The sequence below is a fragment of the Nostoc sp. genome, from assembly GCF_036916735.1.
Taxonomy (GTDB): Bacteria; Cyanobacteriota; Cyanobacteriia; order Cyanobacteriales; family Nostocaceae; genus Nostoc.
The window spans coordinates 1-21,453 of the sequence record NZ_JBALFV010000061.1; the positions used below are offsets into that span (position 1 = coordinate 1).

At 40.9% G+C, this 21,453-nt stretch carries 21 protein-coding genes and 1 pseudogene; 12 read left to right on the forward strand and 10 right to left on the reverse strand.

The window, feature by feature from the left end:
• Positions 1 to 51: 51 nt before the first annotated feature.
• The 4 genes and pseudogenes from V7L20_RS32635 to V7L20_RS14995 form a co-directional block, all read right to left on the reverse strand.
• A pseudogene (locus tag V7L20_RS32635) lies at positions 52 to 303 on the reverse strand (hypothetical protein); the annotation flags it as partial.
• 172 nt (positions 304 to 475) lie between these two features.
• A complete protein-coding gene (gene treZ, locus V7L20_RS14985) occupies positions 476 to 2,323 on the reverse strand; it encodes a malto-oligosyltrehalose trehalohydrolase (protein WP_334744873.1) in 1,848 nt (615 codons plus the stop codon).
• Between the two features lie 488 nt (positions 2,324 to 2,811).
• Positions 2,812 to 3,216 carry a thiol-disulfide oxidoreductase DCC family protein gene (locus V7L20_RS14990; protein ID WP_334744847.1) on the reverse strand — a complete coding sequence of 135 codons (405 nt, stop codon included), beginning with the start codon at positions 3,214 to 3,216 and terminating at the stop codon, positions 2,812 to 2,814.
• Between the two features lie 203 nt (positions 3,217 to 3,419).
• Positions 3,420 to 3,959, reverse strand: a complete 540-nt coding sequence (locus V7L20_RS14995; RefSeq protein WP_334744848.1) for a Uma2 family endonuclease — start codon at positions 3,957 to 3,959, stop codon at positions 3,420 to 3,422.
• 431 nt (positions 3,960 to 4,390) lie between these two features.
• Here V7L20_RS14995 and V7L20_RS15000 point away from each other — a divergent pair, with 431 nt between their 5' ends.
• From V7L20_RS15000 to V7L20_RS15020, 5 genes are all read left to right on the forward strand, one after another.
• The gene (locus V7L20_RS15000) at positions 4,391 to 5,440 is read left to right on the forward strand and encodes an aldo/keto reductase (protein ID WP_334744849.1); all 1,050 of its coding nucleotides are present in this window, start codon (positions 4,391 to 4,393) and stop codon (positions 5,438 to 5,440) included.
• A 114-nt stretch (positions 5,441 to 5,554) separates the two neighbouring features.
• Positions 5,555 to 6,130: a DNA starvation/stationary phase protection protein Dps gene (gene dps, locus V7L20_RS15005; RefSeq protein ID WP_334744850.1), complete on the forward strand. Its 576-nt coding sequence runs from the start codon at positions 5,555 to 5,557 to the stop codon at positions 6,128 to 6,130.
• A gap of 447 nt (positions 6,131 to 6,577) precedes the next feature.
• Positions 6,578 to 7,294, forward strand: coding sequence for a pirin family protein (locus V7L20_RS15010; protein ID WP_334744851.1), 717 nt, complete (start codon positions 6,578 to 6,580; stop codon positions 7,292 to 7,294).
• Between the two features lie 123 nt (positions 7,295 to 7,417).
• Complete coding sequence (locus V7L20_RS15015; RefSeq protein ID WP_334744852.1) at positions 7,418 to 8,041, forward strand: hypothetical protein; 624 nt, start codon at positions 7,418 to 7,420, stop codon at positions 8,039 to 8,041.
• 12 nt (positions 8,042 to 8,053) lie between these two features.
• Positions 8,054 to 8,776, forward strand: coding sequence for a class I SAM-dependent methyltransferase (locus tag V7L20_RS15020; protein WP_334744853.1), 723 nt, complete (start codon positions 8,054 to 8,056; stop codon positions 8,774 to 8,776).
• A gap of 560 nt (positions 8,777 to 9,336) precedes the next feature.
• Here the strand turns inward: V7L20_RS15020 and V7L20_RS15025 are convergent.
• The 3 genes from V7L20_RS15025 to V7L20_RS15035 form a co-directional block, all read right to left on the reverse strand.
• Positions 9,337 to 9,765, reverse strand: a complete 429-nt coding sequence (locus V7L20_RS15025; RefSeq protein WP_334744854.1) for a YidH family protein — start codon at positions 9,763 to 9,765, stop codon at positions 9,337 to 9,339.
• A 353-nt stretch (positions 9,766 to 10,118) separates the two neighbouring features.
• On the reverse strand, positions 10,119 to 10,778 hold the full coding sequence (locus V7L20_RS15030; RefSeq protein WP_334744855.1) for a hypothetical protein: 660 nt from the start codon (positions 10,776 to 10,778) through the stop codon (positions 10,119 to 10,121).
• Between the two features lie 79 nt (positions 10,779 to 10,857).
• The gene (locus tag V7L20_RS15035) at positions 10,858 to 11,568 is read right to left on the reverse strand and encodes a cadmium resistance transporter (RefSeq protein ID WP_334744856.1); all 711 of its coding nucleotides are present in this window, start codon (positions 11,566 to 11,568) and stop codon (positions 10,858 to 10,860) included.
• A 200-nt stretch (positions 11,569 to 11,768) separates the two neighbouring features.
• On the opposite strand from V7L20_RS15035, the gene V7L20_RS15040 reads away from it, so the two are divergent.
• Both V7L20_RS15040 and V7L20_RS15045 read left to right on the forward strand, forming a co-directional pair.
• Entirely contained in the window at positions 11,769 to 12,761 is a 993-nt protein-coding gene (locus V7L20_RS15040) for a LysR substrate-binding domain-containing protein (protein ID WP_334744857.1), read from the forward strand.
• A 137-nt stretch (positions 12,762 to 12,898) separates the two neighbouring features.
• A complete protein-coding gene (locus V7L20_RS15045) occupies positions 12,899 to 13,054 on the forward strand; it encodes a hypothetical protein (RefSeq protein WP_334744858.1) in 156 nt (51 codons plus the stop codon).
• Between the two features lie 6 nt (positions 13,055 to 13,060).
• On the opposite strand, the gene V7L20_RS15050 is transcribed toward V7L20_RS15045, so the two are convergent.
• On the reverse strand, positions 13,061 to 13,429 hold the full coding sequence (locus tag V7L20_RS15050; protein WP_334744859.1) for a pentapeptide repeat-containing protein: 369 nt from the start codon (positions 13,427 to 13,429) through the stop codon (positions 13,061 to 13,063).
• A complete protein-coding gene (locus tag V7L20_RS15055; protein ID WP_442943552.1) occupies positions 13,419 to 13,706 on the reverse strand; it encodes a hypothetical protein in 288 nt (95 codons plus the stop codon). Before V7L20_RS15055 ends, V7L20_RS15050 begins: the two co-directional genes overlap by 11 nt.
• Before the next feature lie 910 nt (positions 13,707 to 14,616).
• Between V7L20_RS15055 and V7L20_RS15060 the strand changes: the two genes are divergently transcribed.
• The 5 genes from V7L20_RS15060 (at position 14,617) to V7L20_RS15080 (ending at position 21,035) form a co-directional block, all read left to right on the forward strand.
• Complete coding sequence (locus V7L20_RS15060; protein WP_334744861.1) at positions 14,617 to 15,375, forward strand: HesA/MoeB/ThiF family protein; 759 nt, start codon at positions 14,617 to 14,619, stop codon at positions 15,373 to 15,375.
• 91 nt (positions 15,376 to 15,466) lie between these two features.
• A complete protein-coding gene (locus tag V7L20_RS15065) occupies positions 15,467 to 16,432 on the forward strand; it encodes a helix-turn-helix transcriptional regulator (RefSeq protein ID WP_334744862.1) in 966 nt (321 codons plus the stop codon).
• A 202-nt stretch (positions 16,433 to 16,634) separates the two neighbouring features.
• The gene (locus V7L20_RS15070; protein WP_334744863.1) at positions 16,635 to 19,313 is read left to right on the forward strand and encodes a TonB-dependent siderophore receptor; all 2,679 of its coding nucleotides are present in this window, start codon (positions 16,635 to 16,637) and stop codon (positions 19,311 to 19,313) included.
• Between the two features lie 167 nt (positions 19,314 to 19,480).
• Positions 19,481 to 20,347, forward strand: coding sequence for an iron-siderophore ABC transporter substrate-binding protein (locus tag V7L20_RS15075; protein WP_334744864.1), 867 nt, complete (start codon positions 19,481 to 19,483; stop codon positions 20,345 to 20,347).
• A 28-nt stretch (positions 20,348 to 20,375) separates the two neighbouring features.
• The gene (locus tag V7L20_RS15080; RefSeq protein WP_334744865.1) at positions 20,376 to 21,035 is read left to right on the forward strand and encodes a 2OG-Fe(II) oxygenase; all 660 of its coding nucleotides are present in this window, start codon (positions 20,376 to 20,378) and stop codon (positions 21,033 to 21,035) included.
• Positions 21,036 to 21,153: 118 nt separating this feature from the next.
• Here V7L20_RS15080 and V7L20_RS15085 read toward each other — a convergent pair whose 3' ends face one another.
• Positions 21,154 to 21,363, reverse strand: coding sequence for a TOBE domain-containing protein (locus V7L20_RS15085; RefSeq protein ID WP_334744866.1), 210 nt, complete (start codon positions 21,361 to 21,363; stop codon positions 21,154 to 21,156).
• Positions 21,364 to 21,453 lie beyond the last annotated feature (90 nt).

Sequence of the window (21,453 nt, forward strand, 5' to 3'; positions counted from 1 at the left end):
ATGAATCTCAAGGAGAGACGCGATGAATCTCAAGGAGAGACGCGATGAATCTCAAGGAGAGACGCGATGAATCTCAAGGAGAGACGCGATGAATCTCAAGGAGAGACGCGATGAATCGCGTCTGTACAAAGTGGGGAATGAGGGAGAGACGCGATTTATCGCGTCTGTAAGGGGATAGGGGAGTTTGAGCCTTTTTGCTTGAACGTTAAGCCTTTTTGCTTGAACATTAAGTCTTCTTGCTTGAACGTTAAGCCTTTTTGCTTGAACATTAAGTCTTCTTGCTTGAACATTAAGCCTTCTTGCTTGAACGTTAAGCCTTTTTGCTTGAACGTTAAGCCTTTTTGCTTGAACATTAAGTCTTCTTGCTTGAACGTTAAGCCTTTTTACTCAAAGGTTAAGCCTTTTTGCTTGAACGTTAAGCCTTTTTACTCGAACGTTGAGGTTATGAGGCTGAAACTTTAAGTTCTAATCCCCTTCATCCTTTTTCATAGAGTACTAAACTAGTAGGTTGCAATTTCACTTCTTGACCCACAGACAGATGTTCAGGAGCTTTAGAACCATGCCCAGACCATGAGGTATCAGCAGAGTCTAACAATTTATGAGCATTTTGCTCAAACGGCAGACTCACTGTCATTGAAGACGAATTGAAATTCATCACAAATATTAGTTCACTCGATTCGCACCAACGACGCACGATAACCAACTCCTTGTCTTTATCGTTAGTCGCTTCGATGGAGTTACGCTCTTGATTCAAAAGTACTGGATGCGTCTTACGTAAATTAATTAACTGGCGATACCAATCCCAGAGAACTTTGTGCTTACCTTCATTGTGTAATTCCCAGTTAAGTTTAGACTTTAGGAAAGTTTCTGCCGATTCGGGATCTGGGGGATCATCTGCGTAGTGAAATGCTTCAAATTCTTGTTTGCGTCCGGCTCGAACCATTTGAATTAAATCTGGATCGGAGTGACTGACAAAGTAAATGAAGGGTGCTGTTTCGCCGTATTCCTCTCCCATGAACAACAGGGGTAAGTAGGGCGACAGTAGCACAGCGCCAGCAGCTAACTTTAATCCCTCAAAAGAGACTCGCTGGCTGAGGCGTTCTCCTTTCATTTGGTTGCCAATTTGGTCGTGATTCTGGATGCAGACAGAAAATTGTGATAGGGGGCGATCGCGGCAAGATACGCCATGAAATCGCTTACGGTGTGGTGCGTATTTCCAATCGTAGATAAAAGTATCTTCATAAGCTTTCGCCAACTGAGCAGTTTCCCCAAAGTCTTGATAATATCCTTGGCGATCGCCTGTTAAAAGTGCGTGTAATGCATGGTGGAAATCATCACTCCACTGGGCATCAAGTCCGTACCCACCCAATTCTGCTGGACGAATCATTTGGGGATTATTCAAATCACTTTCAGCAATTAGATGGCGTTTCCATCTTTGCCCTTGTTGGGAAAAATGATGAACTGCTTCCGCCAGTTCCCACAAAAAATGCTTGGCTCCCAAATCGTAAATTGCTTGAGTGGCATCCAGCCGCAATGCATCAATATGGAATTCGCCCAACCAATACAGCGCATTTTGGATGAAATAGTTTCGCACGCCCTGACTATAGGCATCGTCGAAATTCATCGCATCGCCCCACGGCGTTTTATAGGTTTTAGTAAAGTAGGGCGCGAACTGACTCATATAGTTGCCTTCTGGCCCAAAGTGGTTATACACCACATCCAGCACTACAGCAATCTGGTTTTGGTGGCAAGCATTTACCAGTTGCTTAAGTTCGGCTGGGCTACCGTAGGAATTTTGGACAGCAAAAGGGTAAACGCCATCATAACCCCAATTGCGATATGTCAGAGAAGCCTCAATATGGGTGTCTCCCGGAAACTGAGCGATGGGCATGATTTCAATGGCGTTAATTCCCAGTTCCCGCAGTTTTGGTAAGCGGGGAATAATGGCGGTGAAATTTCCTTCAGGCGTGAATGTGCCAACGTGGAGTTCATAAAAAATCATCGACTCCACAGGAACGCCAGTCCACCCTTCATCCGTCCACTCAAACTGTTGATCGACAATTTGAGACGGCCCATGCACCCCTTCAGGTTGACACTGCGACGCGGGATCAGCAAAAGCGTCTTGTCCATTTAAGACATACCGATAAAGTGTGCCTGGATATACATCGTTAACTTTTATTTGCCAGTATCCCTCAGACTGAGGCTTGAGGGGAATTAACTGCTGTTCTGGCGTCAAAATTTGTACTGTGACGCTCTCTAATAGCGGAGACCAAACTGTAAATTCACACTCTCCGTCACCCAAGTAGTTAGCACCAATTCTCACGCAGTATCCTCCCATCAGTTCAGTTTGTTGTGCCGAATCGTGGCGCGATGGCGTACCCACCCTTTCCGGTGGCGATAAGCAAAGCTTAAGCCTTCTCCTTTGGAGACGCTAGCGCGAACGGCTATCGCAAATGTCATTGATTGCACAATTACAAACACGCCAGATAGCATAATGGTTGGTCTACCGCGCTTTTAGCTAGCACCTGTAGGCGGATTTTTTACCAAAACTAATTCTCTCTAATGACCAAAGAGGCAGGGGAGCAGGGGGAGAAAGATGCTGGAATTCCCTACCAGCCAGGGATTACGAGCTAATAAAGGTATTTATGCTTAAGGGAAAAATATTTATTTTGAACGGAAAGTACGACGATAAATAATGCGTATTTGTCTCAAAGCCAATACATTTCCCTGCTCCCGTTCGGCTGACGCTTACGGCGAAGCTAGCAAGAACTGCTTCCTGCCTTAGACTGGGAATCCCCTCACCTGTACTACCTACAGCTTGCAGCTACCATCCACACAGTATGCCGATTGATATGTATTAGAACGCTTACCAAAAATGGTGTAGCGATTATCGCGGATTTGTTCGTAAAAGCGATCGCCTGCCCATTTCATCCCCGGTAAGGCTCGATAAGCGTCTACAAATATACTTCCTGCTGGCAATAACCGCCCAATTTCTTCTGCGGCGTTACTACCTTGCCAACGTCTTTGAGGTTGATTACCATCAATTAAAATCATCCCCTGTTCACAGTCTTGGGCTGTAATTCCCCACTGTAAAAGTGTTTGCTCATCTTGCATAGGACTGTAGCGAAACAGCTTTCCTTGGTCTAAGGTTTCTAGCAATTGCACTAGGGTAACGCAGAGATTACAATTGCCATCGTAGATTACGTAGTAATTCATAAAAACAATTGAATTGTCAAATGTGTATAAATACAACTTTGGTATTTTAGCTTAGAAAACCCTGGCGATCGCTCTTGTCTCAGTAAAGCAGTGCTAAATAATCCTATTCCCCTCAGTCAAAACAAAATTTAATTTTTTAAATAATGCATAATGTCATCTAGCTTAAGTTGTAAATTTGGCAATATATCAGATGAAATACTATCTCATAAGCGATATTGTTGCTGCTGATAGACACCGTTAACTAACTGACAAACAGTGAATGTGGGTTGTTTGGGATTGCCAATAAATTGCAAGCCACCTAAGCCACGAAAGTCCACAATCCAATATTCTGGGATGTTAAGAAAAGCGTATTCTTCCACCTTTCTTGCATAATCGTCTTGCCAATTAGTACTCACAACTTCAGCAACAAGCTTAATAGTACTGCCGTTACAAATAATAGGTTCTTTTTGCCATAGTGGCTCTTTACTAAGTTCTGCTTTATCTAAAACAATTACATCAGGACGCAGTGCTGTAGCTTCAGCAGCAGGTGGTTTAATTAGACATGTTTTTGGAATTAGCCAGTTGAAATTAGAATTAAAAATTTCGACATAGATTCTACCAGCAATACTACCTGCAACAGCTTCGTGTGGCCCTGTAGGTTCCATGTCTCTTAGTTGTCCGTCGATTAATTCGTAGCGTGTATTATCACCATATTGGGCTATAAATTCCTCGAAGGTAAGTAGCTTGGGCGAGGTGTAGGTCATAGGTCTTGTTTTGACTTGACGTAGGCTTATTGTAGCGACTGCCGTTGCAAAGTACAGGAAGGAATCAGAATTTCAGATAATTATTGCGTAAATTAAGCTTCCATCTCAATCAGGACTTACGCCAAATCATGATAAAACGAACCGCAAAGGACGCATTCGCGCAGCGTCTCGTAGAGAAGAACACAAAGGAATAAGAGTTTCAGAGAGTTATTGCGTAAGTCCTGTCAATTAACAAGGTGATCGTCACATTAGCAATACAAGCGATCGCATTCACAAGGCGGCCGTTGTATTCACAATGTAAGCGCTCGCATTTAGGTAATACGATAATACAAATACTAAAAAGCTTGTCTTCAAACATTACTCCTGGTTTCCAGTTATCATGCTTTTGGAATGGTAAATGCTATAGTTTTTTCATTAATCAGAAAATATTCATGAAATACAAACTCTTGGGCAAAAGCGGGTTAAGAGTCTCTGAACTCTCCTTAGGAACCATGACCTTTGGTGAAGATTGGGGTTGGGGTGCATCTGTTGACGAGAGTCGTAAAATCTTTGATAGCTATGTAGAAGCAGGGGGAAATTTCATTGACACCGCCAATGGTTATACCAATGGTAGTAGTGAAAAAATTGTCGGTGAGTTGATTGCTAAAGAACGCGAACGCTTTGTAGTTGCGACAAAATATTCCTTTCCCTTGCAGATGAATGACAAAACGGGCGACCCTAACGCCAGTGGAAATCATCGCAAGAATTTAATTCAGTCTTTAGAAGGTAGCCTGAAACGACTTAATACTGATTACATTGATTTATTCTGGTTACACGCTTGGGATTTCACAACACCTATTGAAGAAGTATTGCGATCACTTGATGATGTAGTGCGTCAAGGTAAAGTACTATATATCGGTATTTCTGACACACCCGCTTGGATCGTTTCCCAAGCAAATACGATTGCTCAATACCAAGGATGGACGCAGTTTGTTGCCCTGCAAATTGAGTATAGTTTAATTCAAAGAACACCAGAACGGGACTTGATTCCGATGGCAAAAGCTTTGGATTTAGCAGTAACACCGTGGTCGCCCTTAGGGGGTGGTGTGCTGACAGGAAAATATAACAAACCCAGTCAAGAAGGCGGTGAACAAGGGCGAGTAGCGAGTTTAGGGGGAGAAGTTTCTGAAAAGAATTTAGCGATCGCTCAAGTTGTCAGTGAAGTTGCAGCCCAAATTGGACACACACCTTCACAGGTAGCATTAGCTTGGTTACACGCTCAAAGTGGTATAATTATTCCGATAATTGGGGCACGTAAATTAACGCAATTTCAAGATAACTTAGCTTCTTTAGATGTCAACCTTTCCCCAGAACATTTGCAACGTTTAAACGAAGTGAGTCAAATTGAACTAGGTTTTCCTCATGACTTTTTGCACAATGATGTAATTCGCGATCGTCTCTTCGGTGGTACATTTAATACCATAAAAAACCATCGTATTTAACTAATAGTAATAAACCGTAACACATTCAGGCGTTAATTCAATCTGTCGTCAGAGAGTTTCGCACAGATAAGCAATTCTGTAGAGTTACATATAAAAGGCATTAACGTAAGATCCATGAGCGACAACACTATTACATCACGTTTGTACCCTACCCGCATTGACATTCCCGCCGAAGCGCGAGTGCAAATCGTGGTACTTCTCAATCAAAGCTTGGCAGCTACTTCGGATCTAAAAACCCAAGCAAAGCAAGCGCACTGGAATGTTAAAGGAACTGACTTCTATCAGCTACACCTATTATTTGATGAACTTGCTGGGGAATTGGAAGAGTACATCGATATGGTAGCTGAACGCGTCACAGCTTTAGGCGGATACGCTTTTGGAACAGTTCGCGCCGCAGCTAGTAATTCGATTTTGCCAGAATATCCCTTGGATATTTTGGATGGCAAAGACCATGTGACAGCCTTGGCAGATCGCTATGCATCTTATGCTAAACATCTGAGGGAAGCGATCGATAAAACTGATGACTTAGGCGATCTCGATACTGCTGATCTTTACACCGAAATCTCCCGCGCCATTGACAAACGACTCTGGTTCTTAGAAGCTCATCTGCAAGTAGCAGAAATTAAGGGAGAAAATGGCAAAGCGGGTGCTACTACTACCACTCAGAAGATCCCTGCTGGTGTAAGATAAGCACTTCTGATAAAAGTAGTCTTTCATAAATCTATTAGTATCTTTTTGGTAAGTACGCCACTTATAAGTGCGTACTTTTCTTTTTATATATATATACTTTACTATTGAAATAGTTCAAAACTAGGTCAATCAATTTTGGATTTTAGATTTACGATTTTGGATTGACCCCGACCACAAGGGTGCGGGGCTTGTACCGAAAAACCAATTCCATTATTCCATTACCCAAAATCTAAAATTGGCACAGTCAAAAAATTTCAGAATATTTTCGACAAGTGATACATCAAGATTAATACTGCAACTTGAATAAGTTATTAGATTACTGAAAAGGTCTGCTAATTCCATCCAATTCCTAACTCTGCCAATTTTAGACTTTTCCTTCAATCCAAAATCTAAAATCTAAAATTGCGTGGCTCTTAACTAAATACTCATCAACAACGAGGTAAATATATGTCTCAAAATACAATTAGCCATCTAATTCATGATAGAAACGCTCGTGGTCACGTTAAGATGGGCTGGCTCGATAGTTATCACACATTTTCCTTCGGTAGTTTTTACGATCCCAACCGCATGGGATTTCGTTCTCTGCGAGTGATTAACGATGATCGCATCGCCCCTGGTGCTGGATTCCCTACCCACGGCCATCGTGACATGGAAATCCTCACTTATGTCTTAGAAGGTGCTGTAGAGCATAAAGACAGCTTGGGTACTGGATCGGTGATTCGTCCTGGTGATGCACAGATTATGAGCGCTGGTACTGGAATCAGTCACAGCGAATTTAATCCCTCACCAAATGAACCACTACACTTGCTACAAATCTGGATTCTTCCTGATCAACAAGGGTTGACACCAAGATATGAACAAAAAGCTTTTCCTCTGGAAGAAAAGCGCGGCAAATTACGCTTAATTGCTGCTAAAGATGGGCGTGATGGTGCTGTGACAATTCACCAAGATATTGATTTATACACATCTGTTTTAGACTCAGGTGATGTTGTTAATTATCAAGTTAAACCTGGTCGCTATGCCTGGTTACAAATAGCGCAAGGTATAGTTAACTTAAATGGTGAAGAACTCAGAGCAGGCGATGGAGTGCAAATCAACGGCGAAGAACAGCTAGAAATTAGCACCAACATTGGCGGCGAAATCTTGCTTTTTGATTTGGGCTAATCTTAAGTCTGTTTGCTTAAAAGCTAGCTTGTCGGGTAGGCATTATAATGTCTACCCTACAGCCGTTTATATTGTCTGCATAACTGTTAGAGTTAACTTAATAAATCATTGAGGATGTTGCAGATGGCATACAGTGATTTCACACTTGCCAAAGTTCGAGAGACTTTTCAATTTGTAATTGATGAAAAGCGCAATCTTTTCAGAGATGTGTTGCCTATTCAACCTTCCGCAACTCTAACGACGCTCTTAGAAGAATATACTCAATTAGCAACTGCTATTAATACTGAAAAAGCCCGCTCAGAATTACTCATTATGCCAGTTTTAACGGAAGTTAGACGACAGTTAAATTATCAAATTTCTCTGTTTTCCGGTACAGATTTTGATGTAGATGCTAGTAAAGGATTGAATGGCTTTTGTGATTTCATTCTCTGTAGTTCTGAAGAACAGTTTTACATTAAAGCTCCTGTCATTACAATTGTTGAGGCCAAAAATGAAAATATCAAAAGTGGTTTAGGACAATGTATTGCCACCATGATAGCTGCCCAATTATTCAATCAAAATATTCAACAAGAAGTTAAGGCAATATATGGCGTTGTTACTAGCGGAACCAACTGGCGGTTTTTAATGTTGGAAGGACTAACAGCATACATTGATATAATGGAATACTATATTAGTGATGTTGACAAGATTCTTGGCATTCTGTTGCAGCCATTTCAATCTGCTTTACTACAAATATCAGTTCAGTAAAATAAATAACGAATGTCTAAAAAGCCCGATTCACAGTTACAAAATCTTTTTGCCGCCCATCACTCAAGCGACTGGCAAGAAAAATTAGTGCAAGTAGCCTATCGTTTTAACCGGGAGTATCAACGTGAAACCTTTGAACTCCCAGCAGAAGTACAGGCGATGCCAATATTCCGTGAGTGGATTGGAGGTAGTTTCTCAGGAAGAATTGCTTCCCCTTTTTGGGAAATTGCTAAACCTCAAAAAAACCAGCACTGTTTAGATATCGGTTGTGGTATCAGCTTTTTAATCTATCCTTGGCGGGATTGGCAAGCATTTTTTTATGGGCAAGAAATCAGTAATGTGGCACGCGATACCCTTAATTCTCGTGGGCCACAGTTGAATTCCAAGCTGTTCAAAGGTGTTGAATTGGGAGCAGCCCATCAGTTAAACTATCCATCAGAGCAGTTTGATATTGCGATCGCCACAGGATTTAGCTGCTATTTTCCCCTTGAATACTGGAATGCTGTGTTAGCAGAAGTCAAGCGGGTATTAAAACCAGGTGGACATTTTGTGTTTGACGTTCTCAATCTAGAACAGCCTTTAGCAGAAGATTGGGCAGTTTTGGAAACCTATTTAGGGGCTGAGGTGTTTTTAGAGCCTTTAGCTAAGTGTGAAAAAACTATTAAGGCGGCTGGTGCTAAAATTGTAACGCACAAATCAGGGGAATTATTCGAGTTGTATAAGGTGCGGTTTTAAAAATAAGTAGCTAGGCGTAAATAAAGTAAAGGGGACTCTTGACTGAGGATTAGGGACTTATACTGAGCGACTTGTACCGACTTGTACCGAGCTTGTCCTGAGCTTGGGCCAAGCGGACTTGTACTGAGCGTAGTCGAAGTAGCCGAGGGGCGTAGTCGTAAAGCCTGCGGCATAGCTACGCTTAGGGCGCAGCTTCTGGTATTGGGCGTAGTCGAAGTAAGCCGAGGTAAGCCGTAAAGCCTGCGGCATAGCTACGCTTAGGGCGCAGCCAGCCTAAGAAGAGAAGTATTGGGGATTGGGTATCAAGTCAAAAATTATGGTGATTGCTCATTACCCACCACCAAATTTCAAAAACTTTTTCCTAGTGAAGAGCGATGCACTGAGTTTCGACACTTCGACAAGCTCAGTGCATCGCTGTGCAAAAATCGAGTTTCGGCTACGCGGTAATCGAGCGGAGTCGAGATTCAACTACCGCTAGTCGTTGTGTCCCGAGTCCCAGAACGGCGTCAGTGTGGCAGGAAATGTCTATTGGATGTTTCAATTATGCTACCTACTTACCATCACTCGGGGATAAGTGGACTTGATGGATCTAAAGAAGTTGTAAAAACAAAATAAATTACTCCAGCGCCGAGAATCATCACAGCAAGACTGAACAGCAACACCCAACGGTCTGTCGGTTCATAAGTATCTTCTTCGATATCACGACGGACAGCAAAATAGTGTGCCGTTGATAGCCACACGGTAATCAAACCCACTAGCGAGAAGACTAAACCTAACTTCCAGCCGTTGCCAGGACGGGGTATTAAAGGTACTTGGAAAGCACGCAAACGCACGATGACGACACCAAAACCTAAAAGAGCAATTCCTGTACGCATCCAAGCGAGGTAAGTACGCTCATTTGCCAAGTGATCTCGAATTCGGGAAGGATTCAGTCGTCCTGGCTTTTTTTTATCTTTATCTTCTTCTGTAGGTTTTGATTTTAACTGCATCAATAACACCCTTATCCCCAAAGCGGCTCTTATCAAAAAAATACGGAGGTAATAGCAAATCTCTTTCTAGATGATTTGCACCCAGCGCAATAGTTGCGCTAATGAAATATTTCTGTTGTAATTATACATTTTTCTCAAAATTCATTTTAATGCAGATATCGAAATAAAACAAGCCTGAGTGAATAATTCGTAATTGATGGTTAGAGTAAGTGTAAGTAATAAAATGTCATAAATAAAACAACCAATATTAGAGAGGTTTTTCACTACTGCGTGTCCTGTTTTATCTCTGATATTGGCTGTTACCCTATTAAAATTGATTACAATCATTTAAAAATAGATTATGCAGTTCTATCTCAAGACTGATTGCTAGGCGCATTAGGAACTCGTGTATTTATGATAGCCTGCGATATATCTGGGATGAACCAATTAGCCTTTTTACTGTTAAGAACTTTCACAGTCGGAACATTTAAGTCAATTGCAGCAGTATCTAGATTCGTCTTAATCACTAACTGCGTTCCATCAAGTATTTTTAGAGCAGCCGGGCCTGTCAATTCTTGACCTTGCCCATTAGGACTAGAAGTGAAATTTGCTACCTTGACATCATTCGCTAGATAGATGCCATCACAATCCCATTTGTTTTCAGTGGACTGACCATTAGCTAGAAAATACAGATTATTGTCGTATACGGCATCTTCATCATCTTCTTCATTCGGTGTTTTGCCATATACAGCTATGGTATTACCTGTTTGGTTGTCGCATTGACCCCAGTTGATTCCCGTCTCTAAAGCATATTTTTGCAGTGTTAATTCTTCGGTTCTTTTTTGAATTTCTTCTGGTGTAAGACTTTCAACTGTTTGGGCATCTTTTGTCTGAGAGAGTTCTTTCAGAGCTTTAGTAACTTCGATATAGTCAGGGTTTTTGCTAAACTTTGGTCGATCGGCAAAAGAAGGTTGAGCAAAGGCGAGATTCACAAAAATCATCAAGACAATTAGCAGAGATTTCCAGATTTTCATGTTTTGACTCCTGTTGAAAGGTAAGATATTTTGTAGTTTAGAATTCATTTTATTGAAAAAATTTATGATGCACCTCTTCTTAGATAATTAGTTTTTCTTGTTCTTCACTCGACGGCTGAGTATTGAAACCTAAAATAAATGAAAATATATAACTAGAAACTACAGATAAAAGAGTCCAAGTAACATTCTCTGTAACAATAAATATACCGAGTCCAATTAATATACAAGGCACAAAAGTATTGCCATTCTCTGTTAAAAAGTTAGCGATCGCAGGCAAGTAGGTTAACTTGTAGGCGGTATAACACCATACACCCACCATTGTAAAAAATACACTTAGTATTACCAGCAGACTATCTAATTCTGAGTTGGCAAACAAGGGCACGTAGATGCTGATATTATCACTACCATTGGCAAAGGCGATCGCAGCTACATTGGATGTTTGCGGGGAGAAAAAACTGGAAATTATAGAGGGACAAGACGGCTTGGTTTCTTCTTCGGCTTCCTCTGGTGAATCCTCTTCGCGTTTTAGTAAACTACTCACACCAATGATTATTGGCATTAAACCAAGTAATCTAATCCAGTCCTGCGGTATAATTAGTCCACCGAAGAAGCCGGGAAGGCTAGCAATAATCAATGCAGCAAAACCGAGATACTGACCACCCAGGATATGACGACTGCGGAACGTTTTATTTATTTGTGAAAAAAGTAACGTCAGAATGACAATATCATCGATGTTGGTGGCAGTGAATGCGGTAATCCCCGTGGTAATTGCAGTTACGAAATCGCTCATTTGTGGAAGTCCTTATCTTCATACTTGGTAATTGGGCATGGGGCATTGGTCATTTACAAAGGACAAATGACCAATGACTAGGTAGAAAGCTTTGATTTATACTTTAGTCAAACTAACCGATAGAATCAAATGCTTTTGTTTGTCAAAATGATAAATGAAAGTGATTAAAAATTTTACACCAAGTTGTAGGAATACCATAAATGGCAGGAATGACGCTTGAGCAGTTAAAGATTTTTCTGGCTGTGGCGCAGCACTTACACTTTACTCGTGCAGCAGAGGAGCTTTATATTACACAACCTGCCGTCAGTGCAGCAATCCACAACTTAGAGCAAGAATACGGTGTGAAACTGTTCCATCGGATTGGTCGCCATATCGAGATTGCTGAGGCTGGTAAATTACTGCAAGTGGAAGCACAAAAAATTCTTGACCAAGTCTCCTTGACTGAAAGGGGATTGCGAGAATTGAACAATCTGCAACGGGGTGAGTTGAAATTAGGGTCAAGTCTGACAATTGGTAACTACTGGCTACCAAGCAAGATTAGTGAGTTTAAAAGCCGATATCCCGGTATCCAGATTAACTGTAGCCTTGCCAATACAGAAGAGATTTGTATGGGAACGGCGACAGGGCAGTTTGATTTGGGTTTGGTGGAAGGAGATGTGAAGCCAGCGCTTCAGAGTACTCTGGAGTACGAAATAGTGGGGAGCGATCGCTTACAAATTGTAGTAGGTCAAAAACATCCTTGGTTTGAGTGGGGAGAAATTGACTTAACCCAATTGACTCAAACCCTTTGGGTGATGCGAGAACCAGGTTCTGGAACTCAGCAAAGGTTTGAGGAAGCCCTACAAAATTGGGGAATCAATCTCAGTGAATTAAATGTAATTTTAGTGTTAAACAGTGGAGAGATGACAAAAGCAGCGATCGAAGATGGTGTTGGTGCTATTGGAATTTCTGAGTTGATGGTAAAAAAAGAAATACAGTTGGAAACTCTGCGGGCAATTCGAGTGATTGATAATAGAGAAGGCAAAAGTGCGATGCATACGGCGGGCTACACCTACGCAGAAATAGTTCGACCCTTTTTCAAACTCAAGCATCGTCAACGTTTTCAAACTGCTCTTTCCAAAGTTTTTGAACAAATGTTGATATCGTCTATGTTAGATGGCTCAGATCAACATGTATCAAAATCAGTTATTTAAAGGGGACTAGGCATTGGGGATTAGGGACTGGGGATGGATGCCAAATTGAAAAATTATGGTGGCTACTCTTACCCACCACTAATTTTAAAAAACTTTTTCCTAGTTCCCAGTCCCCAGCGATACACTGAGTTTCGACTGTGCAAAAATCGAGTTTCGGCTACGCGGTAATCGAGTTTCGGCTACGCGGTAATCGAGCGGAGTCGAGATTCAACTGCCGCCAAGTCGAGATTCAACTACCGCTTGTCGTTGGCGCAGCCTCTCGAAAAGAAGTATCCCCAATCCCCACTCCCTAATCCCCTTCACACCTTTCGCATATTTTGACTAATCGGGTCAAAACCTCTAGAAAACCGCGTGCTGTCATCGTAGTAAGCGCCAGTCAGATTCGCTCCATACAACTTAGCATAGTTGAGTTTTGCTCCCCGGAGATTTGCTTCATTGAGTTTGACACCGCTCAAATTAGCTCTGGTCAAGTTCGCTTTGGCTAAGTTAGCTCTACTCAAATCTGCTCCCCAGAGTTTAGCTTTAGCTAGGTTCACTCCACTCAAGTCACAACCCCATAAATTGATTCCAGGCAAATAGGCTCCAATCAACTTGTCTCTACTCAAGTTGACGGCTGGAAAATATCTTTCTCCTGCGGCAAAACGCCGTTTTAGTTCCTCAGAATTCATCTGTCGCGTTCACTTTCCTTAGCAATACAGAAGTTATTTGTTCCCATTCCTGGTTTAGTTCTCCTAAAAACTCCGGCTGACCACTGCGACGATACCAGAAATGGGCATTGTTTAAATCGCCTTCTTTGCGGTGCAGGTAAGCATGAACCCAGCCACTATCAGCATCACTGGCATTTTGAACTATTTCATGAGCTTTGCTCCAATCACCTTTCTTGTCATACCACATTGCTTGCAGACCTTTTGGCAGTGTCTGAGGACATGAGTGCTGTTTTTCCATCAATTGCAGGAATTTCTCTGTATTCACGATCGCCACCGAACAAAAATCAAACTTCTATCTCTAAGATACTCTTCAGCTTAAGCTAGTTTTGGGGTTTAAGTCCCCTGCTTCTATCAAGTAGCGCGAATAGAAGCCTAAATCTAAATCCCCATCACAAAATGTAATTGCTCTGTTCTCTACCAGACCAGGGCGAACGTAGCGGGGCGTACCAAGAATGCAAATTGGTTTAATATCTGCAATTACTCAAAATATACTTAGATACACAGAGCTAATAGAGCAATTTATTCCTTTTAATATTCGCGCAGTGGTCATTTTTTTGCAGCAATTAGTGGAATTATCTTATTAACTCTTAGAGCTAATTTCTTACTACCCAAACGAGTAGTTAAGCTACCGTACCGTTAAAATTACTAAATAAGCCATTTGTAGCAGCTTTAACTGTAAGATATTCTTTTCTCTGTGTTCTCTGCGCCTCTTAGGATTGCGATCACTCCAGTAGGGCGAAGTAAGCGTACATTGAGACTGTAGGGGGGTAGTTATTGCTGGGAGCAAGAAAGAGGGTTTGCAGCTTTTTTTGACAATGAAAATAGTGCAACTTGTAGGCGTGACAGCTTACTTCAAACGCCCCACGCTTTGCTGTGGGGATTATTTCATTGGGCATTAAACATCTCTATAAATTAAATATGCGTTACCTAGAACCCTTGTAGAGACGTAGCAGTGCTACATCTCTATATTCTTTTTCACTTCTATGTCTATTCAACCCAGGACAAAGAGCATTGCACATAGCTCCCTTAATGATGCTTGAAATAAATACCAACTTTACAGGTACTAAATTAGAAAAATGTATAGACAACTACAATACTTGCTACCAACTAGGTGGTAGATTTTACGACTGATAAAGAGGTAAAAAGCGATGAACTTAACACCCAGTGAGTTAGAACGCTATCACCGCCAAATGATGCTTCCCAATTTTGGAGAAGCAGGACAAAAGCGCTTGAAGTCTGCAACGGTTTTGGTTACAGGTGTAGGAGGATTAGGCGGTACATCAGCGCTTTATTTAGCAGTAGCGGGTGTTGGGCGGCTAATCCTAGTTCGGGGTGGTGATTTACGGCTAGATGATATGAATCGTCAGGTTCTGATGACAAATGATTGGATAGGTAAGCCAAGAGTACTCAAAGCCAAAGAAACTCTGCAAGCTATTAATCCTGATATTCAGGTGGAAGCAGTTCATGACTACGTTACAAAAGAGAATGTAGATTCTTTAGTGCAATCTGCTGATGTAGCTGTTGATTGCGCCCACAATTTCACAGAGCGGAACTTGCTCAATGAGGCTTGCGTGCGCTGGCAAAAACCAATGGTGGAAGCTGCAATGGACGGAATGGAAGCTTACCTGACAACGATTATTCCTGGTGTCACTCCTTGTCTATCATGCTTGTTCCCAGAAAAGCCTGATTGGAATCAGCGTGGGTTCTCGGTTATCGGTGCTGTTTCTGGGACACTAGCTTGTCTTAGTGCATTAGAGGTAATAAAGCTGATTACTAAGTTTAGTCAACCCCTATTGTCACAACTGCTGACAATCGACTTGATGCGAATGGAATTTGCCAAACGACATTCTTATCGCGATCCTTCATGTCTAGTGTGTGGTAGTAGTTCTTGTTCGGAAAATTCGTAAACAACATCTTTATAAACAACCGAATCTACTTGATGAGCCAAGTCTCTGTTATTTTGACTCTTTAAATACTTCATAGTAGCTTACCATTACAATGACATTAATACTCTCGCAAGCAGATTACTTAAAACTACTGTACCAACCAGAGATAATTCAACAGAATGAGAGTGACGATGAATTTGATATTATCAGAAAATATCATTTTGGGGAAGGGTATTGGCGACATATTCAGCTACGAGATAGCATATCTTTAGACATTTCCAATTATCAGCAGCCAAAATCATTCATTTTAAAATGTCATGAGCGAAAACATCCATTAGAATTTCTATTCTTTCTTTTAGTAGATAGCCAATTTCAAAACCTTGAGTTCAAGACAGGAGAATACTTTTTAAGTGGCAGTGGTATGGCATCTGAGTGCGCTGTATTCGAGCCATCAGCGCGGGTAGTAGAAGTAGCTATTCATATACATCCAAATGTGTTTCATAGCTTTGCAGAAAATACATCTGGTAAACTTCCTAAAGAATTACAACATCTAATTAGACGTTGGGATCAACCAACTTATGAACGCTATGGAACTCAAACTCCTGCAATGCTTTTAGCGGTGCAGCAAATTCTTCAATGTCCATACCAAGGCTTTACTAAACAAATTTATCTTGAAGGTAAGGTTTGGGAACTGGTAGCAATGGTAGTCGAGCAAGAAGTACAAATCAACCAAGGTTACTTCCAGATTAATAAACTCAAGCCATCAGATATTGACCGCATCTATCATGTTAGAGAAATTCTTTTGAAACATCTAGACAACCCACCATCTCTTATTAAACTAGCACGACAAGTAGGTTTAAATGATTGCACAATGAAGCAAGGCTTTAAGCAGGTTTTTGGGACTACGGTGTTTGGCTACCTTCATCACTGCCGAATGCAACTAGCTTATAAGCTGCTTATTGAAAGAAATATGAATGTTACAGAAGTAGCCAGAACAGTAGGTTATGCTAGCTTACCTTCATTTAGTAATGCTTTTCGTAAGAAGTTTGGAATAAGTCCTAAGTCCTGTCAAAGATAAAAATTCCGGATGGAATAAAAAAAATTCCGGCTCGAATAAGACGCAAACACTGAAAAGTTATATATTTTTACAATAATTGGGTTGGTATAAATATATTTTTTACCAACTCAATCAGTAATAATTGCAAGCTATGGACTGAAAGGAAAATTATACTTAATTATCAATTTCAATACCGAGTATTCACTAAGTGGTGTGTGTAAAAATGTTTATCAGACTAAAATATCCTGCTGTTTGCTGGTTAATATTTGTTCTTTCTGTAACTTTAGCCAATCCAGCATATTCTGAACAACCGTTAGTCAAAAAAACTTTAGTACGCTCAAGTGAAGTTTTTAAAGAAATTCAAACATTGAATCAGCTACAGCTTCCTAAAACTGATGCTTCATATTTATGGAGAGTACCCAGAGAGCAGAATGAATCAATTCAAAATTCAAAATTCAAAATTCAAAATAAATTTTCCGAACTTAGTCAAGCAACTACAGATGTGGTATTAGTTACGGATGTTCAGGTTAACTCTACCGATAAAGGGATAGAGTTAATTTTAGTCACAGCTAATTCTCTTAAATTACAAGTTTTACCGAAAACTCAGGGTAATTCCTATATTGCAGATATCCCTAATGCCAAGTTGCAACTAAGAAGTGGGGATTTTAGACAATCAAAGCCAGTAGCCGGAATTGCAGAAGTAACGGTTGCAAATTTAGATGCGAACACATTGCGGGTAACGGTGACAGGGGAAATGAGTGCGCCTGCGGTGGAGTTGTTTGATAGTACAAAAGAAGGTTTAGTTTTTGGGGTGACTCCTAGTACTTCTACTGCTCAACAGCCAATAACAACGCCAGAACAAAAACCATCTACAACAGAGCCAGAAAAGCCCATTGAGTTAAATGTGACTGCTCCACGAGATACAAATTATCGGGTACCAGATGCTACTACTGCAACGAAAACAGATACGCCATTGCGTGATGTTCCTGCTTCGGTTCAGGTGATTCCTCAACAAGTTATCGAAGAGCAACAACCGCGTAACTTAATTGGGATACTCTCAAATGCTGGCGTTGTCCAAAATAATTTTTCATCTCGAATTGCAGACACTTTTTCTATTCGAGGTTTTAGAGCCAGAAACGTTTATAGAAACGGTGTCAAAGACCGCTTTGCAGATGTTGCTGCTTTATCAAGTTCGCTGACAAATATAGATAGAGTAGAAGTTGTTAGAGGGCCAAACTCTGTAATTTATGGTCAAGTCAATCCAGGTGGGATCATTAATATAGTTACTAAAAAGCCTTTAAGTCAACCTTACTATGCTTTAGAGGTAAGGCGTGGTGGTTATGAACTTTTTGAACCTTCACTTGACCTTTCTAGCCCTGTGACAAAAGATGGCAGTCTGTCGTATCGTTTAAACACTTCTTACAGAACCACAGAAGACTTTACTGATTTTTATCATGAAAAGCGTTTTTTCGTTTCGCCTGTTGTTAATTGGCGTATCGGGAAAAATACAAATCTAACTTTTGATTCAGAATATGAAGACATACAACAGTCGCTAGGTACTGGTTTGGAGCAGATTGCTAGTGCAACTATACTTCCTAACCCAAATGGCAAAATCCCTATTAACCGTTATTTAGGGGAACCGACTGATTTCTATAACCGCCAGCTTCATAGATATAATTACAATCTAGAACATCGCTTTAACGATAACTGGTCTATTAGTAATTCATTTCAAGCTGCATTTTTAACCCTTGATTTACGTGAAACAAGTGTTACCAGTCTGCTGGAAGCAGACAACCGCACTGTCGAAAGAGATCTGACTACTTTTCCAAAGCCAACAGAGTATGAAGCTTATACTTTAGATACTCATGTTATTGGTGATTTTAACACTGGTAATATAAAACATAAACTTTTGGTGGGGTTTGACTTATTTAGACAAACCCGAAGAACTAGTGTACTTAGAACAGCTGCCGCCCCTCTTGATGTCTTTAACCCAGTGTATGGTCAACCACTAGGTGATACTTTTGCAAGAGTTGATGTCTTCTTTAGAGATGATGCTTTAGGCTTTTATCTTCAAGACCAAGTGACACTTGCCAATAACCTCAAACTACTTGTGGGTGGACGTTATGACTTGGTAGAGAATGAGTTTGCTAATCGGATTGCTTCAACCTCAAGTGTTCAGTCTGATTCTGCCTTTAGTCCAAGGGTAGGCATAGTTTATCAACCCATAGCGCCTGTCTCCCTCTACGCCAGCTACAGCCGCTCTTTTGAACAACAAACGGGTGCAGATAAAAATGATAACCTTTTTAAACCACAGCTAGGTACTCAGTATGAAGTGGGCATTAAAACTGATTTATTCAATAACAAACTCTCAGCAACACTTGCTTTATACGATCTGACACTCACTAACATTTTGACTACCGATCCTACCGATCCCGATTTTGAGGTGCAAACAGGAGAACAAAGAAGTCGGGGAGTAGAACTGAGTGTCACCGGAGAAATTCTTCCTGGTTGGAATGTGATTGGCTTTTACGGTTATACAGATGCACGCATTACCAAAGACAATGATCTTCCAGTCGGGAATCGAGTAGAAGGAATACCACAGCATGTCGCTAGTTTGTGGACAACTTACACCTTTGGTACTGGCTCTCTCAAAGGTTTTGGAGGTGGAATTGGCTTTAACTACGTTGGAGATCAAATGCCTGATAATTTTGATACATATACGATCCCAAGCTACTTTCTCACCAATGCAGCTCTGTACTATCGTCAGAATAACTTTAGCATTGGACTCAACTTGAATAACATATTTAATGTTCGATATTATGAAGCAAGCTTTGACTATCTCCAAAGAATTATTCCTGGTCGTCCCTATACAGCAGAGTTGTCAGTGAAGTGGGAATTTTAATGAGAACAACTCATTGGTTAACCAAGTGTTTTGTTATATCCCTGCCCCTTTTAGGGTTGCTTGCTGTGGTAGTGTGGCTAAACGGTTGTTTCTTTTTTAATTACCCAAAAGTTAGCGATTCTAAGAGTGTTTCTTCTTTAAGTCAGGTTCGAGTAGTTCAGCACTTTATGGGTAAGACAATAGTTCCTGCTCATCCTCAACGAGTTGTTGTGCTTAGTGGTGATTGTTTAGAAAATGCTTTGGCGTTGGGGATCAAACCTATAGCTGCCTCAAAGTCATTTGTCTCACAGTTGCAGCGATTAGTAGGGCCGCTATCAGGTATTGAAGATGTAGATTGGCTCTCTCCTAGTATCGAAAAAGTCTTGTTTCTCAAACCAGACCTAATTCTTGGTATGCATTTTCATCAAGATATTTATCCACTGTTATCACACATTGCACCTACAGTTTTGGCTCCTCCTGGAGCCAGTGGAGCTTGGAAAGAATCTTTTGCTTTCACAGCCAGTGTTCTGGGTAAAACTAAAACAGCCCAGCAGGTAATGGATAATTATTATGCACGTTTAAAACAGTTTAAAGCAAAAATGGGCGATGCCTACGGCAACCCGAAGCGGGAACGCCTGAACACAACTTTAGTCTCGGTTGCCGAATTGCGTACTGATGCACTTTGGCTGTGGGCGAAGGCAAGTTTTTCAGGAGTTATTCTTAAAGATGCGGGTGTTGCACGTCCTTACTCTCAAACTTTAGATAGTCAAGCAACCCTGAGTCTAGGGGGTGGCCCTGCTGCATACGCTTTATCAGAGGAACTTTTGAGTGAGTTAGATGGGGATATTTTATTTCTAGTATCAGAAGACGTACTGGGCAAAAGGGATTTACACTCAATACTTGAGCAACTGAAAGCAAAACCGTTGTGGTCGAAGTTAAAAGTCGTCCAGCAGAAAAAAGTTCATGAGGTGGGGTTTTACTGGGTTCAGTTTGGCCCCCTTGCAGCCAATCGGATGATAGACGATTTGGAGCAATATTTAGTTAAACAGCAATAAACTATTTGAAAGTTTTTTAAGAGGGATTATGTTAAACTTGAGTGCAATTAGTAATGCAACTATGCAGTCAATTCCTTATAAATGGATTGTATTTGAAAACTTGCTTGACACTTCAGTACAATCTGAACTAGCAAATAGTTTTGCTACTACAAACTATAAAGAATATCATGCTAGAGACTTTGAGCCAGATGGATACCCGGAATATACATATGATGACTACAGGTTTTTTGCACGCTGCATTCTGGATGAAAGTAAGTACAAAGGTCTACAAGATATCAGCGATTTGAGTCTGAGTTGGCAAAAATTGATTGAAGAACTTCTCACTCCTGATTATCGAGAGGCAATGGAGCATCTGACTAATTTGGATTTGAAAAACCATTCACTAACAATTTATTTAACACGACATGATTTAGGATTCTGGAACCGTCCTCATACAGATATCCCGCGTAAACATGTAACTCAACTTTTCTATTTCAATGAGGGATGGAACCCAGAGTGGGGAGGGTATTTTCAAGTTCTTAAAGATAATCAGACTACTTCTGTAGTTAAAGAAGTTCCACCATTGCCTCAATATTCAGTTGCTATTGTACGTTGCGATCGCTCTTGGCATATGGTTTCCCCTATTTCCTTGAATGCAACTCAACACCGTTTGCATCTAGCGACTACCTTTTGGCTACCAGAGTCTTAGGCCGTTCGATTATTAAATTTTATTTTTGCAGCCCGCTACAACTTTTACCAAAATAGTTGGATAAGTTGTAGCGATCCGCTTATAAAGCGATCGCCACAACCTATTTACTTATTTTGGACTATTCTGTAGCAATTATGACATCTGACGCTTTAATCACAGCGATCGCTTGTTTTCCCTCTTGAAGTTGGAGATGCTCTACCGACTCTTTGGTAATAATTGCAGTTACTTCCACCCCAGGCACAATTTCTAATATGACCTCAGAGTTGACTGCTCCTGGGTGAATTTCCTTAATAGTTCCTTTGAAGGAATTACGAGCGCTAACTTCCATATTTTGATGCTCCTTAGGTTAAAAGATAATTCTAAACGGACTGATACTAACAACTATCAGATTATTAGATTATCTTCATTTAGTCGGATG